Origin of the sequence: Lysobacter sp. Root494 (genome assembly GCF_001427225.1) — a bacterium.
Lineage (GTDB): Bacteria > Pseudomonadota > Gammaproteobacteria > Xanthomonadales > Xanthomonadaceae > Agrilutibacter.
On the sequence record NZ_LMFH01000005.1, the window covers coordinates 1,126,199 to 1,141,481 of the forward strand.

Below are 15,283 nucleotides of genomic sequence, written 5' to 3' on the forward strand. Positions count from 1 at the left end.
GGGTAGCGATTCCGGTCCACGCATGGGAGCCGGAATCGCGAGCCGTTCTCAGGCCGCGCCCGCCAGGCGGGTGGCTTCGGCCAGGTCCACGGAGACCAGGCGGCTGACGCCCGGCTCGCGCATGGTCACGCCCGAGAGCTGCTGCGCGGCTTCCATCGTCGCCTTGTTGTGGGTCACGAACAGGAACTGTACGTGCTCGCTCATCTCGCTGACCATCGCGGTGAAGCGGCCGACGTTGGCTTCGTCGAGCGGTGCGTCCACTTCGTCCAGCAGGCAGAACGGCGCGGGATTCAGGCGGAAGATCGCGAACACCAGCGCCACCGCCGTCATCGCCTTCTCGCCGCCCGAGAGCAGCGAGATGTTCGACACGCGCTTGCCTGGCGGGCGCGCCATGATCGCGACGCCAGTGTCGAGCAGGTCTTCGCCGGTGAGTTCGAGGTAGGCGTGGCCGCCGCCGAACAGGCGCGGATAGAGCTCCTGCACGCCCGAGTTCACGCGGTCGAAGGTGTCCTTGAAACGGCCGCGGGTCTCGCGGTCGATCTTGCGGATCGCTTCTTCCAGGGTTTCCAGCGCGGTGGTGAGGTCGGTGTCCTGCGCGTCGAGGTATTCCTTGCGCTGCGCGGCTTCGGCGTGTTCCTGGATCGCGGCAAGATTGACGGGCTCCAGGCGGCGCAGCTTGCCGTCCAGGTCGTTGACGATGCGTTCCCACGCCGAGGCGTCGGCATCGTCGGCAAGCGTGTTGACGACGTCCTCGATCACGAAGCCGGCTTCGACGATCGCCGCGCTCAACGTTTCGGACTTCATCACCAGCGCCTGCTGTTCGAGGCGGCGCTGGCCGATCGCTTCGCGCTGGGAAATGGCCTGCTCGTCGCGCGTGTGGCGGGTCTGTTCGAACTGGCGCAGTTCATTGTCGATGCCGTCGAGCGCGGTGCGCGCGGCGGTGAGGTTCTGTTCGACGGTGACGCGCTGCTCCAGTGCAACCTGGCGCTGCTGCTCCAGCGTGACCACGGGCTCGTCGCCGTCGGCGAGCTGGGTCGCGAGTTCGCCGAGGCGCGAATCGAGCTGGCCGCGCTGGCCGCCCATGCGCTCGAGTGCCTGCATCAGGCCGGCGATCTGGGCGCGCTGGGTTTCCACGCTGAGCAGGAGGGCCTGCGCCGCGTCGCGCGATTCACGGGCCATGGTACGGGCCTGCTCGCGGGCTTCGAACAGCGCGCGACGTTCGGCGTCCAGCGCGAGGCGTGCGTCCTCGAGTTCGGCCATGCGCATGACCGCCTCTTCCTGGCGGTTGCGCGCTTCGGACGCCTGTTCGCGCGAGCCATCCAGGGTGGAGGCCAGTTGCGCGAGTTCGGCGTCGATCTTTTCGATGCGGCCGCGGGCACTGTCGAGCCGACCCTGCTGGCTCTGTAGCTGGCCGGCCAGTTCGGACACGCCACGGTGCGCCATGTAGAGGGCGCGCTGCGCGTCTTCGCGGTGCTGTTCGGCGGCGAGCAGGCGGTCGCGCCACGTGGTGAGGTTGCGTTCGAGTTCGTGTTCGCGGTTCTGCAGCTCTTCGATCTGTGCGCGCAGCGTCTGGATCTCGCGCTCGCGCAGCAACGCGCCCTGCTTGGCGGCGCCCGAGCGCAGCACGCGGACCCAACCGGCGCCGAGGCGCTCGCCGTTGCGGGTGATGACGGATTCGCCCTCCCCCAGTTGCGGCAGCATGGCGCGCGCGTCGGCCAAGGTTTCAGCGACGTGCAGTTTCGAAAGAATGCGACGGATCGCGATCGGCCCCTGCACCTTCGCGGCCAGCGAAGTGGGAGCAAAGGAAGCCGAATCATTCTGCGGATCGACCAGCGACAGGCGTCCTTCACCGAGATCGCCGATCGCATCGACCAGCGCTTCCGGGGCTTCCACCAGCACGCCTTCGATCAGCTGGCCGAGCGCGCCTTCGACGGCGTTTTCCCAGCCGGCTTCGACGACCAGCTTCTCGCCGACGCGCGCAGCGTTATCGAGACCGCGTTGGCGCAGCCATTCGGTAGCGGCGCCCTGCTCCTGGCCGAGCGCGGCGTGCTGCAGGGTTTCCAGCGAAGACAGGCGGCCGCGCGCGGTCTGTGCCTGCTTGCGGACTTCGGCCAGCTCGGTCTGCGCGGCGCGCTGCTGGTCCTGCAGTTCGGTCAGCGAGTGCTTGCGGGTCTCGAGCTCGGTGGTGAGGGTGTCGAGCGATTCCTTCTGGGTGTCGTGCTGTTCCTGGATGCCGGCGAAGGCTTCCGCCAGCGCCGTCAGGTCGAGGCCCGCGCGTTCGGCAGTCAGCGCTTCGCGGCGGCGGTCGGCGTCGAGCGACTGGCGATCGAGGTGTTCGATGCGGGTGCGTTCGACGTCGGCGGCGCGCGCGGCTTCCGACTGCGCGCGGGTGTGCGCGTCCCAGCGCTGCTGCCAGTCGTTGAGCTTCGCTTCGGCGTCGCGCAGGGCGTCCTGGCGGGCTTCGTCCTCGGCGCGCAGCTGTTCAAGGCGCGGTTCGGATTCTTCGATCGAGGCACGCAGCACATCCAGCTTCGACTGGTCGTTGCCGATGTGCGAAGCGATTTCGGCCAGCTGCGTCATCGCTTCGTCGCGTGCGCGCTGCAGGCGCGTAGCCATCTCGCGCTGGTGCTGGATCTGCTGTTCGATGCGGGCGAGCGTGCCGCCGACTTCGTAGCTCGCGGCCTGCGCCTTGTTGAGCGCTTCGGCGGCTTCCTCGCGGCGCACGCGGTTGGTTTCGATCTGGCGTTCGGCTTCGCGCTGCTCGGCGATGAGCTGTTGCAGGCGGGTTTCCTGTTGGCTCAGCTTCTCGCGCTGGGCCTGCAGTTTCTGTTCGAGGGCGCGGTACTCCAGCGCCTTCCATTCGGCGTCCTTGATCTTCCGCTCGGCCTGGATCGCCTGGTACTGCTCGGCCTGGCGGGCCTGGCGCTTGAGGTGTTCGAGCTGCTTGCCGACTTCCTCGCGCAGGTCGCGCAGGCGGTCGAGGTTCTCGCGGGTGTGGCGGATGCGGGTCTCGGTTTCCTTGCGCCGCTCCTTGTACTTGGAGATGCCGGCGGCCTCCTCGAGATAGACGCGCAGTTCCTCGGGCTTGGCCTCGATGACCTGCGAGATCATGCCCTGCTCGATGATCGAGTAGCTGCGCGGGCCCAGGCCGGTGCCGAGGAAGAGATCGGTGATATCGCGACGGCGGCACTTGGCGCCGTTGAGGTAGTACTGGCTCTGGCCATCGCGGCTGACCACGCGCTTGACCGAGATCTCGTTGAAGGCCGCGAACTCGCCGGTGATGGTGTGGTCGGAGTTGTCGAAGATCAGTTCGACCTGCGCCTGCGACACCGGCTTGCGCGCGGAGGAACCCGCGAAGATCACGTCGGTGAGCGAATCGCCGCGAAGCCGGCTCGCCGAGCTTTCGCCCATCACCCAGCGCACGGCGTCGATGATGTTGGACTTGCCGCAACCGTTGGGACCGACGACGCCGGTCATGTTGGTCGGCAGGTGCAGGGTGGTCGGGTCGACGAACGACTTGAAGCCGGAGAGCTTGATCGTGGAAAGACGCATGCGGCGTTGGTGCCTCGGTCGCGGCCGTTGGACGGCTCGCCACTGGATTCTGAAACAGGTTAAATAGTTCGCCTAAGTATTTGAATCCCTTAGACAGTGCCCGGCACTAAAACCGGAGTCGTGGGCGAGTATAGCTGGGCAGTTGGCGTGTGGCAGGAGGTAGTGGAGGCGAGAACCGTCTCGCGTCCCTTAACCGGGCGAACCCGCTTCTTCAGGCGTCCGGGCACGGATCGCCAGGGCGTGGATATCCGTGGCCATCAGCTCGCCGACGGCCGCGTAGACCGCCCGATGACGGGCGATCGGCGTCATGCCCGTGAACGCGCCGCTGACGACATCGACCCGGAAATGGCCGCGACCGTCGCGCGCTCCTTCATGGCCGATGTGCTTGTGGCTCTCGTCCTCGACCTCCAGCGTGTTGGGAGCCAAGGCCGCCTGGATGGCCGCACGGATCGCTTCCACCCGCTGTTCCCGCGGCATGCTCACGGCAGCACCCGCTTGAACGGGCGCACGTCGACGCGCATGTAGACGCCCGCTTCCATATAAGGATCGGCGTCGGCCCAGGCACGCGCCGCCTCCAGCGAATCGAACTCCGCGACCACCAGGCTTCCGCTGAAGCCTGCCGGGCCGGGGTCTTCGGCGTCGATCGCCGGACATGGACCGGCCAGCATCAGGCGTCCCTGGTCGCGCAGATCGGTCAATCGCGCGAGATGCGCGGGGCGCACGGCTTGCCGGCGGGACAACACATCCGGGCCGTCATGGCCTTCGATCACGTACCACATGCCTGTTCTTCCCAGCTGCGAAGGCGCAAATTGTAGCCGCGCCGAAACTGTGGCTTCCCGTTCACCGGATCGCTGGACACGCCCGGCACAGCCCCGTACCCTTGGCGCCAACTACCTGAGGCCGGAAGCAGCGGCCGTCGCGACAGGTCCCCACACCGTCGCCACACGCACATCGACGTGCGTCGCTGCACCTACCCGGTCCAAGCCCGCAATCCACTTCACCTCCATCGCCCCGCCGTGCGGGTGCGCAGGCTGAAGCCCATCGGGCAACGGGGCCAGATTTTCGAATCAGCCAGATGTTCGAAACAGTGCTTTGACTTTGCTGTCCGTAGCACCTTGCGGTCGTGTTCGCAGACCGGGCCTTGCCCCGCTGCCTCGCCACCGAATGCCGTAGCCAACGCCAGGGCCCGGAGGGGCCGGCTTCGAATGACCGATGACGTAAACAGCGGCGATGTAACCGGTGAAGGCAGTGCGCCTGCCGCTCCGGAAAACAACCACAACGCGAACCGTCCGCAGCAGCAGGAAATGCCGCTGGCGATGGTGCTTGGCCAGCCGGTGCTGCAGATCCCGCAGGACCTCTACATCCCGCCGGACGCGCTCGAGGTCATCCTCGAAGCCTTCGAAGGTCCGCTCGACCTGCTGCTCTACCTGATCCGCCGGCAGAACCTCGACATCCTGGACATCCCGGTCGCCGAGATCACCCGCCAATACGTCGCGTACATCCAGACGATGCACGAGATGCGCTTCGAGCTGGCGGCCGAATACCTGGTGATGGCCGCGATGCTCGCGGAGATCAAGTCGCGCATGCTGCTGCCGCGCGCTGCGATCGAAGAAGGGCTCGAGGACGATCCGCGCGCCGAACTCGTCCGCCGCCTGCAGGAGTACGAGCGCTTCAAGCAGGCCGCCGAGGACATCGATGCCCTGCCCCGCCAGGACCGCGATACCACGCCGGCCACCGCCTTCGTGCCCGACCGCGCTTCGGTGAAGCTGCCGCCGCCGGTCGAGCTGAAGGAAATGCTGCTGGCGCTGCATGACGTGCTCAAGCGCGCCGAGCTGTTCACCCAGCACGCGATCAAGCGCGATGCGCTCAGCGTCCGCCAGCGCATGGCCGAACTGCTCGAATCGCTGAAGGACGGCGTTTTCCACCGCTTCGAATCGCTCTTCAACGCCGAGGAAGGAAAGCTCGGCGTGATCGTGACCTTCCTCGGCCTGCTCACGCTGGCCAAGGAGCAGCTGGTCGAAATCGTCCAGGAAGGCCCGCTGCAGCCGATCTACGTGAAGTCGCTGGCGCTGATGAAGGAAGGCGAGGAAATCGAACTGAGCAGCGAATTCGATGACGAGCCGGCGGCGAATGACGACTCACGCGCCTGATTCGCCGTCTTCCGGCATTCCGGCGGCGGCAGACATGCCTGCCGCCAACGACACACCGCTTGCAGCCGAAAACGCGGAACCCACCGTTCCCGACTTCGAACTCGAACCACTCAACCGTCGAAACCGCACGCACATCCTGATGGACCAAGACCTCATCAACCGAATCGTCGAAGGCGCGCTGCTCGCGGCCAACCAGCCGCTGACGCTGGCGCAGCTGCACTCGCTCTTCCCGGAAGACCAGCCTGCGCCGAACGACAGCGTCGAACAGGCACTGGAATTCCTCCGCGAGGACTGCGCCAACCGCGGCGTGGAACTGGTCGAACTCGCTTCGGGCTTCCGCTACCAGGTGAAGGCCGACGTGCACGCCTGGGTGTCGCGCCTGTGGACCGAGCGCAAGACCAAGTACACCCGCGCCACGCTCGAAACACTGGCGCTGATCGCCTATCGCCAGCCGATCACGCGCGGCGAGATCGAACAGGTCCGCGGCGTCGCGGTGAGCAGCAACATCATCCAGGCGCTGGAAGAACGCGAGTGGATCCGTGTCGTCGGCCACCGCGACGTGCCCGGCAAGCCGGCACTGTTCGGCACCACCAAGGCATTCCTCGACTACTTCGGCCTCAAGCGCCTGGACGAGCTGCCGCCGCTGTCGGAACTCAAGGACATCGGCGAGCTCGAACCGCAGCTGCAGTTCGACAACGTGATGGACGATCCGACGCCGATCGACGCAGGCAGCCTTGGCGCCACGCCTGGTGTCGAAGCCGAAGCCCACGCCTCTGATGCCGAAGACCTCGACGCGTCTGACAGTAGTGAAAGCGAAGACGACGACCTCGCCGCCAGCGAATCCGAAGACAACCTCATCGAAGGCATCGCCGATGCCGCCGGTGAAGACAACGAACCCGCCAGCGATGGCGAACCCGAATCCGCGCAGGGCAACAGCGCGGAAGACGAGAACGACCCCGAACACGATGAAAGCCTGCCCGCCGATGCGCTTGATGAAAGCAGCGGGCAGGACAACGCCGTCGAGACGACGACCGTTCCCATGACCGATGACGACGCTGTCGAAGCATCGTCGGAGCCAGAGAAAAATGACTGAACCAAAGAGCCGCAAGCTCACCCTCAAGCGCCCCGGCACCGAAGCCGTGGACGCACCCAAGCTCGAAGAACGCCTGCACAAGGTGCTCGCCCAAGCCGGACTCGGTTCCCGCCGCGCACTCGAGCAGCGCATCGCCGATGGCCTGGTGAAGATCAATGGCGAAACCGCGCAGCTCGGCCAGAGCGTCACCGGCGGCGACAAGATCGAGATCGACGGCAAGACCTTCGTCGCCACCGCGCTGACCGAACCCGCGCGCGTGCTGATGTACAACAAGCCCGAAGGCGAAGTGACCACGCGCGAAGATCCAGAAGGCCGGCCGACGGTGTTCGAGTCGCTGCCGATGCTCAAGGGCGCGCGCTGGATCGCGATCGGACGCCTCGACATCAACACCACCGGCCTGCTGCTGCTCACCACCGACGGCGAGCTCGCCAACGCACTGATGCATCCCTCGTTCGAAGTCGAACGCGAATACGTCTGCCGCGTGCGTGCGCCCGAAGGCGAGGAAGTGGTCCCCGACAACATCGTCGACCGCCTCGCCCGTGGTGTTGCGCTGGAAGACGGTCCGGCCAAGTTCGACGAGATCGAACGCATCGGCGGCAGCGACTCGCACGACTGGTTCCGCGTCGTGGTGAAGGAAGGCCGCAACCGCGAAGTGCGCCGCCTGTGGGAATCGCAGGGCTGCCAGGTTTCGCGCCTCAAGCGCGTGCGCTACGGCAAGGTCGCGCTGCCGCGCGAACTGCTGCGTGGACAATCGCAGGAACTTCCGTCCGACAAGGTCGAAGCGCTGCGCGACGAACTCGGCCTCGATAGCGACACGCCCTCCGCGTTGACGCTGCAGCCGGTGATCGGCCAGCGCAAGGCTTCCAAGTCGACGATCGACCTCACCGGCCGTGCCCGCTCGCAGGGTTACGTCAGCGGACACAACACCGCTGACGAAGGCCGCGAACTGCGTCGCTTCGACCACGTGCGCGACGATCGCGGCGGTCGCGGCCGAGGCGGCCCGCGCAAGCCTGGCGGCCTGACGGTCAGCGGCGAGATGGCCGCGAAGCAGTCGCAGAAGCCGTTCAAGCAGCGCAAGGAAAAGGGACCCAAGCCGTTGCCGGATGGCAATCCGGCCGCGTTCCGCAGCTGGTACGTGCCGGAAGGCGTCGATACCGGTCCGAGCGGGCATCGCAATCCCGAAAACCGCGGCCCCAAGAAGCCGTACGGCAACAAGGGCCGTCCTGGCGGTGCAGGTGCCGGTGGCGCTGCCTACGGCGACCGTGGTCCGCGTCGCGAAGGCGGTTTCGGTGGCGGTCAAGGCGAAAGCCGCGGCCCGCGTCGCGAAGGCGGCTTCGGTGGCCAGGGCGAAGGCGGACGCGGTGGCTACGGCGGAGAACGCGGTCCGCGCGGCCCAGGGAGTGGTGGCCAGGGACAGGGCCGCGCGCCCAAGCCTTACGGCCATCCGGGCAATGCGCCGCACTTCCCGTCCGATCACGCCGGTACCGGCGGCTTCAATCCGTACGGCGACAAGCCACGCGGCCCGCGTCCGGGCGGACGCCCGGGTGGTCCCCGTCCAGCTCCTGCGGGCGGCCGTCCCGGTGGCGCACCGGGTGGAAATCGTCCTGGTGGCAACCGCGGGCCTGCTGCCCCGCGCCCCGGCGGCGCGCGTCCGGGCGGCCCACGTCCGGGCGGCCCACGTCCGGGTGGTCCGCGTGGTGGCGGGCGTCCCGGCGGCGGACGCAATTCCGGCGGTTGATCGCCGAAGCACGATTGCAAACCGATCGACACGAAGGGCGCCATTGGCGCCCTTCTTCTTTGCAGCATCCAACCGCTTCCTCTTTCGGCGCATGCGATCACGCTCCGCTTACTCATCGCATGCGCGAAAAACGTTCCGCTAGCCCATTAGTCACCCTTGACGCATTCCGGCGTGGGCCAGCACAGTCCCGGGGCACCTCGTCCTACCTACTCGCACCCGCAAACATTCTGTTTCGGGCGTTCAACGGCGGAGCATTGCGATGCACAGACGTGATTTCCTGAAAGCTTCCGGTGTCGGCCTTGCAGGCCTGGCGCTTCCCTTCGGCAACGTCATCGCCGCCGAGGAGCTGCTTACCAGCCTCGACGTCGGCATGAAGAAGTCGATCTCCGACGCCGCGATGCAGGCCGCGCGCGACGCGGGCGCGACCTACTGCGACGTGCGCATCGGCCGCTACCTGCGGCAGTTCGTGATCACGCGCGAGGACAAGGTCCAGAACATCGTCAATACGGAATCCACGGGCGTCGGCATCCGCGTGATCGCCGGCGGATCGTGGGGTTTCGCCGCGACCAATGATCTCTCCGCCGCAAGCGTGGTGAAGGCGGCGAAGCAGGCTGCCGCGATCGCGAAGGCCAACGCGCTCACGCGCACCGAACCGGTTCACCTGGCGAAGGCGCCCGGTTTCGGCGAAGTGTCGTGGAAGACGCCGATCAGGAAAAACTCGATGGAAGTGCCGATCAAGGACAAGGTCGACCTGCTGCTCGGCGCCAACGCCGACGCGGTGAAAGCCGGCGCCGACTTCGTCAACTCGATGCTGTTCCTGGTCAACGAGCAGAAGTATTTCGCTTCGACCGACGGCTCCTACATCGACCAGGACGTGCACCGCATCTGGCTGCCCTTCACCGTCACCGCGATCGACAAGGCCAGCGGCAAGTTCCGCACGCGCGCCGAGCTGTCCTCGCCGATGGGCATGGGCTTCGAATACCTCGACGGCGACGCGTCGCAGAAGTTCGTCTCGCCCAACGGCGTCGTGAACTACGGCAAGTCCTACGACCTGCGCGAAGACATCACCGCCGCCGCCAAGCACGCGCGCGCCAAGCTGACGGCGCCGTCGGTGAAGCCGGGCAAATACGACCTCGTGCTCGATCCGTCGCACACCTGGCTCACGATCCACGAGTCGGTCGGCCATCCGCTCGAGCTCGACCGCGTGCTCGGCTACGAAGCCAACTACGCCGGCACCAGCTTCGCGACGCTCGACAAACTCAAGGACAAGTTCAGGTACGGCAGCGACAAGGTGAGCATCTTCGCCGACAAGACGCAGCCGGGCAGCCTCGGCGCCGTCGGTTACGACGACGAAGGCGTGAAGACGAAGAAGTGGGACCTGATCAAGGACGGCACGCTGGTCGACTACCAGACCATCCGGGACCAGGCCCACATCCTCGGCAAGACCGAGTCCGATGGCTGCTGCTATGCCGACTCGTGGTCGAGCGTGCAGTTCCAGCGCATGGCGAATGTCTCGCTTGCGCCAGGCAAGCAGAAGCTCGCCGTCGCGGACATGATCAAGGACGTCGAGAACGGCATCTACATCATCGGCGACGGTTCCTTCTCGATCGACCAGCAGCGCTACAACGCGCAGTTCGGCGGCCAGCTGTTCTACGAAATCAAGGACGGCAAGATCACCCAGCAGATCGAAGACGTCGCCTACCAGATCCGCACGCCGGAATTCTGGAATGCCTGCGCGGCGGTTTGCGATGAAAGCGACTTCCGTCTCGGTGGTTCGTTCTTCGACGGCAAGGGCCAGCCGGGCCAGGTGTCGGCGGTCTCGCATGGTTCGAGCACCGCGCGCTTCAACGGCATCAACGTCATCAACACGGCCCGTTCGCTCGGCTGATCGACCAGGAGAATCCCATGAGCATCTTCACCGAAGCCGAAGCCAAGGCCATCCTCGAAAAGGTCGTCAAGCTGTCGAAGGCGGACGAATGCACCGCGACGCTGACCGGCGCCACCAACGGCAACGTGCGTTTCGCACTCAACAACGTCACCACCAGCGGCATCGTCGACAACATCGACCTTGCCGTGCAGGTCGCGTTCGGCAAGCGCGTCGGCACCGCGACGATCAACTCGTTCGATGACGCCTCGCTCGAACGCGTGGTGCGCCGCGCCGAGGACCTCGCCCGCCTCGCGCCCGAAAATCCGGAGTTCATGCCGGCGATCGGGAAGCAGACCTACAAGCCGACGCCGACGTTCGATCCCGGCACCGCGGCGATCACCGCCGAATACCGCGCCAAGGTTGCGGCCGATTCGATCGCACCGTGCCGCAGCGACAAGCTGATCGCCGCCGGCTTCTTCAGCGACAGCAATTCGTTCTTCGCCTCGGCCAACAGCAACGGCAACTTCTGCTACCAGCAGGCGTCCGGAATGGATTACACCTGCACCGTGCGCACCGAAGACGGGCGCGGCTCGGGCTGGGTCGCGCGCAACCTGCGCGAAGTCGGCCGCTTCGATGCGAGCCGCGAAATCCGCACCGCGATCCGCAAGGCGAAGGACTCGGCCGACGCGAAGGCGCTCGAGCCGGGCAAGTACACGGTGATCCTGGAACCCGCGGCTTCCGCGGGCCTCATCTCCTTCATGATGTTCGGCTTCGATGCGCGCCAGGCCGACGAAGGCCGCAGCTTCCTGTCGAAGAAGGGCGGCGGCAACAAGATCGGCGAGCAGGTCTACGACCCGCGCGTGGAAATCTGGTCCGATCCGTGGGATCCGGAAGCCGCCGTGTATCCGTGGGACGAGGACGGCCTGCCGCGCGAGAAGACGCCGATCATCGAGAAGGGCAAGGTCTCCTTCCTGCAGTATTCGCGTTACTGGGCGAAGCAGAAAGGCAAGCGCGCCGTGGGCCAGCCCGGCAACCTGATCATGGCCGGCGGCGACAAGTCGACCGCGGACATGATCAAGGGCACCGAAAAAGGCATCCTGGTCACGCGTACCTGGTACATCCGCATGGTCGATCCGCAGACGGTGTTGCTCACCGGCCTCACGCGCGACGGCACGTTCTACATCGAGAACGGCGAGATCAAGTACCCGGTGAAGAACTTCCGCTTCAACGAATCACCGGTGATCATGCTCAACAACATCGAAGAGCTGGGCAAGCCGGTGCGCGTGGGCGACGACGAGTCGCCGTTCGTGATGATGATCCCGCCGATGAAGCTCCGCGACTTCACCTTCACCTCGCTGTCGGATGCGGTGTGACCGGACGTGCATCGGCGTGAGTTCCTGAGTGGTACCGGGCTGGGCTTCGCCGGATTGATGCTGCCTTTCGGGCGCAGCATCGCCGCCGAAGCCCTGCTCGAACCCGCAGACAACACGTTGCGCCGGCAACTCGCCGATGCCGCGCTGACGACGGCCCAACGCGGCGGCGCGCAGTATTGCGACGTGCGTGTCGGCCGTTACCTGCGGCAATCCGTCATCACGCGCGAAGAGCGCGTCGAGAACATCGTCAACAGCGAATCCTCCGGCGTCGGCGTGCGCGTGCTCGCCGATGGCGCATGGGGTTTCGCCGCCACGAATACACAGTCCACTGATGCCGTCGCGGAAGCCACCCGTACCGCATTGGCCATCGCGCGCGCGAACGCGAAGTTCCAGACCCGCAAGGTCGAACTCGCCCCGGCGCGCGGTGTCGGCGAAGTGCGCTGGGCGACGCCGATCCGCAAGAACGCGATGGCCGTGCCGATCAGGGAAAAGGTCGACCTGCTGCTCGGCGTGAATGCGGCGGCGATGAAGGCCGGCGCGAACTTCTTCAATTCAACGCTGTTCCTCGTCAACGAACAGAAGTATTTCGCCTCGACCGACGGTAGCTACATCGACCAGGACATCCATCGCATCTGGTTGCCGATCACCGCGACTGCGATCGACAAGGCCAGCGGCAAGTTCCGCACGCGTAACGGCCTGTCCGCGCCCGTCGGCATGGGTTACGAATACCTCGATGCGGATCCCGCGGGCCGCATCGCCCTGCCAGGCGGCATGACCGGCTACAGCCACAGCTACGACGTGATGGCCGATGCCGTCGCCGCCACCCGCGACGCGCAGGCAAAGCTCAAGGCGCCGTCGGTAAAGCCGGGCAAGTACGACCTGGTAATCGATCCCACCAACCTCTTCCTCACCATCCACGAGAGCGTGGGCCATCCGCTCGAACTCGACCGCGTGCTCGGCTATGAAGCCAACTACGCCGGAACCAGCTTCGCCACGCTCGACAAGCGCGAACAGGGTTTCCGTTTCGCCAGCCCGATCGTGAACTTCGTTGCAGACAAGACGCGTCCGGGTAGCCTCGGTGCCGTCGGTTACGACGACGAAGGCGTGAAGACAAAGGAATGGGCGCTGATCAAGGATGGCGTCCTCGTCGACTATCAGGCCACCCGCGACGAAGCGCACATCCTCGGTCACAAGGAATCGCACGGCTGCAGCTACGCCGACTCGTGGTCGAGCGTGCAGTTCCAGCGCATGGCGAACGTGTCGCTGATGCCGGGGAAGAAGCCGCTCAGCGTCGACGAGATGGTGAAGGACGTGGAGAACGGCCTGTACATCCACGGCCGCGGTTCCTATTCCATCGACCAGCAACGCTACAACGCGCAGTTCGGCGGGCAGCTGGTCTACGAAATCAAGGGCGGCAAGGTCACGGGCCTGGTCGAAGACGCGGCCTACCAGATCCGCACGCCCGAGTTCTGGAACGCCTGCGTTGCGATCTGCGACGAACGCGACTTCCGCCTCAACGGCTCGTTCTTCGATGGCAAGGGACAGCCGAGCCAGGTCTCGGCCGTGTCGCACGGCGCCGCCACGGCGCGCTTCAACGGCATCAACGTCATCAACACCGCGCGGTCGCTATGAACCGCGCGCAGTTCCTCCGCCTGGCGCTGGGGGGCGCAGCTACCGCGTTGCTGTCGCCGCTGGCGCGGGCAGCCGGCGCGTACGACTTCTGGTTCACGCGGCTGAAGTACGAATCCGGTGACTGGGACGTGGACCAGCGCATGCCGGCGAACATGATCACCGCGCTGATCGACTACACGAACCTGCGCGTGGACCCGAAAGAACACGTGATCGCGCTGTCGGATCCGACGATCTTCAGCGCTCCGTTCTGCTACCTCGCCGGACACAAGCTGGTGGAGTTCAATCCCGCCGAACGCCGCAACTTCGAGCGCTATGTGCGCAACGGCGGATTCGTCTTCGTCGACGACTGCAACCACGACATCGACGGACTGTTTGCCCGCTCGTTCGAATCGCAGATGGGTTCGATCTTCGGCAAGGACGCGCTACGGAAGCTGCCGAACGACCACAAGCTCTATCGCAGCTTCTTCAAGTTCGATGGGCCGCCGCCCACCGGGCTGGAACTCAACGGCTGGGGCGACGACATCGTCCATGAGTACCTCAAGGGCATCGAGATCGACGGCCGGCTTGGCGTGCTCTACAGCAACAAGGATTACGGTTGCGAGTGGGATTACGACTGGCGGAACAAGCGGTTCCTGGCCGAGGACAATACGAAGTTCGCAGTCAATGTCGCCATCTATGCGCTGACGAGTTGATACAGATGACTCCGTTCATTCTCAGGTCGTCGCACACCTCAACATCGTCATTCCCGCGAAAGCGGGAATCCAGTGTCTTTCGTGCACTTGCAATGGCGTCCTCCGCAAGCAGAACCAAGCAAAGTCACTGGATTCCCACTTTCGCGGGAATGACGTCAAAGGCAACAGGCAAAGGCATAAATGCAAATGAACGAAACCATCACCGAAGCCGGCATCCAGTCCCGGCTCGCGCAACTCGCCGAGCTGCGCGCCGCCATCGCGCAAGCCATCGTCGGCCAGGAAGCTGTTGTCGAGCAGCTGCTGATTGGCCTGCTCGCCGGCGGCCACTGCCTGCTCGAAGGCGTGCCGGGACTAGGCAAGACGCTGCTCGTGCGTTCGCTCGGACAGGCGCTCGACCTGCAGTTCCGTCGCGTGCAGTTCACGCCCGACCTGATGCCCAGCGACATCCTCGGCACCGAAATCCTTGAGGAAGACCACGGCACCGGCCGGCGTCATTTCAAGTTCCAACCCGGCCCTATTTTCACCAACCTGCTCCTCGCCGACGAACTCAACCGCACGCCGCCGAAGACGCAGGCCGCGTTGCTCGAAGCGATGCAGGAACGCACCGTCAGCTACGCGGGCGTCACGCACGAGTTGCCGAACCCGTTCTTCGTGCTCGCCACGCAGAACCCGATCGAACAGGCCGGCACGTATCCGCTGCCGGAGGCGCAACTCGACCGCTTCCTGCTGCACGTGCGCGTCGACTATCCCGACGAAACCGAAGAGCGCGACATCCTCACCCAGACCACCGGTACGCGCAGCGCCTCCGTGCCGCGCGTGATGTCGGGTCACGAGATCACCGAGCTGCAGGCGCTCGTCCGCCACATCCACCTCGGCGACGACCTGTTGGCATGGATCACGCGCCTCGTGCGCGCAACGCGGCCAGGCGAAAACGCGCCCGCTGAAATCAGGCAGTGGGTGAAATGGGGCGCCGGCCCGCGCGCCGGCCAGTCGCTGGTGCTCGCTGCGAAGGCGCGTGCACTGCTGCATGGCCGCCTTGCCGCCACGCGCGAAGACATTCTCGCGCTCGCCGCGCCGGTAATGCGCCATCGCCTGTTGCTGTCGTTCGCCGCCGAAGCGGAGCAGAAGACGACTGACGATGTCGTGGCATCGCTGCTGCGCAGCGTGCCGTTCACGGGCTGACAAT

The 15,283-nt window shown here is 65.7% G+C and carries 11 protein-coding genes; 8 read left to right on the forward strand and 3 right to left on the reverse strand.

The window, feature by feature from the left end; translation table 11 throughout:
- Positions 1 to 48 precede the first annotated feature (48 nt).
- From smc to ASD14_RS08370, 3 genes are all read right to left on the reverse strand, one after another.
- On the reverse strand, positions 49 to 3,552 hold the full coding sequence (smc, locus tag ASD14_RS08360; protein WP_056131580.1) for a chromosome segregation protein SMC: 3,504 nt from the start codon (positions 3,550 to 3,552) through the stop codon (positions 49 to 51).
- A 189-nt stretch (positions 3,553 to 3,741) separates the two neighbouring features.
- Positions 3,742 to 4,029 carry a BolA family protein gene (locus tag ASD14_RS08365; RefSeq protein WP_056131583.1) on the reverse strand — a complete coding sequence of 96 codons (288 nt, stop codon included), beginning with the start codon at positions 4,027 to 4,029 and terminating at the stop codon, positions 3,742 to 3,744.
- Positions 4,030 to 4,031: 2 nt separating this feature from the next.
- Entirely contained in the window at positions 4,032 to 4,331 is a 300-nt protein-coding gene (locus ASD14_RS08370) for a YciI family protein (protein ID WP_056131586.1), read from the reverse strand.
- 426 nt (positions 4,332 to 4,757) lie between these two features.
- Between ASD14_RS08370 and ASD14_RS08375 the strand changes: the two genes are divergently transcribed.
- From ASD14_RS08375 to ASD14_RS08410, 8 genes are all read left to right on the forward strand, one after another.
- On the forward strand, positions 4,758 to 5,702 hold the full coding sequence (locus ASD14_RS08375) for a ScpA family protein (RefSeq protein ID WP_056131590.1): 945 nt from the start codon (positions 4,758 to 4,760) through the stop codon (positions 5,700 to 5,702).
- A 139-nt stretch (positions 5,703 to 5,841) separates the two neighbouring features.
- Entirely contained in the window at positions 5,842 to 6,795 is a 954-nt protein-coding gene (gene scpB / locus ASD14_RS08380) for an SMC-Scp complex subunit ScpB (protein WP_056132364.1), read from the forward strand.
- Positions 6,788 to 8,533 (forward strand): 23S rRNA pseudouridine(2605) synthase RluB, encoded by a 1,746-nt coding sequence (gene rluB, locus ASD14_RS08385; RefSeq protein ID WP_056131592.1) that lies wholly within the window; start codon positions 6,788 to 6,790, stop codon positions 8,531 to 8,533. The genes scpB and rluB overlap by 8 nt, the downstream gene beginning before the upstream one ends.
- 259 nt (positions 8,534 to 8,792) lie before the next feature.
- Positions 8,793 to 10,421 (forward strand): metallopeptidase TldD-related protein, encoded by a 1,629-nt coding sequence (locus ASD14_RS08390; RefSeq protein WP_056131595.1) that lies wholly within the window; start codon positions 8,793 to 8,795, stop codon positions 10,419 to 10,421.
- A 17-nt stretch (positions 10,422 to 10,438) separates the two neighbouring features.
- Positions 10,439 to 11,773, forward strand: coding sequence for a TldD/PmbA family protein (locus ASD14_RS08395; RefSeq protein WP_056131598.1), 1,335 nt, complete (start codon positions 10,439 to 10,441; stop codon positions 11,771 to 11,773).
- A 6-nt stretch (positions 11,774 to 11,779) separates the two neighbouring features.
- A complete protein-coding gene (locus ASD14_RS08400) occupies positions 11,780 to 13,405 on the forward strand; it encodes a TldD/PmbA family protein (protein WP_056131601.1) in 1,626 nt (541 codons plus the stop codon).
- Positions 13,402 to 14,097 (forward strand): DUF4159 domain-containing protein, encoded by a 696-nt coding sequence (locus ASD14_RS08405; RefSeq protein ID WP_056131603.1) that lies wholly within the window; start codon positions 13,402 to 13,404, stop codon positions 14,095 to 14,097. The genes ASD14_RS08400 and ASD14_RS08405 overlap by 4 nt, the downstream gene beginning before the upstream one ends.
- Positions 14,098 to 14,283: 186 nt before the next feature.
- Positions 14,284 to 15,279 carry a MoxR family ATPase gene (locus ASD14_RS08410; RefSeq protein WP_056131605.1) on the forward strand — a complete coding sequence of 332 codons (996 nt, stop codon included), beginning with the start codon at positions 14,284 to 14,286 and terminating at the stop codon, positions 15,277 to 15,279.
- Positions 15,280 to 15,283: the final 4 nt, after the last annotated feature.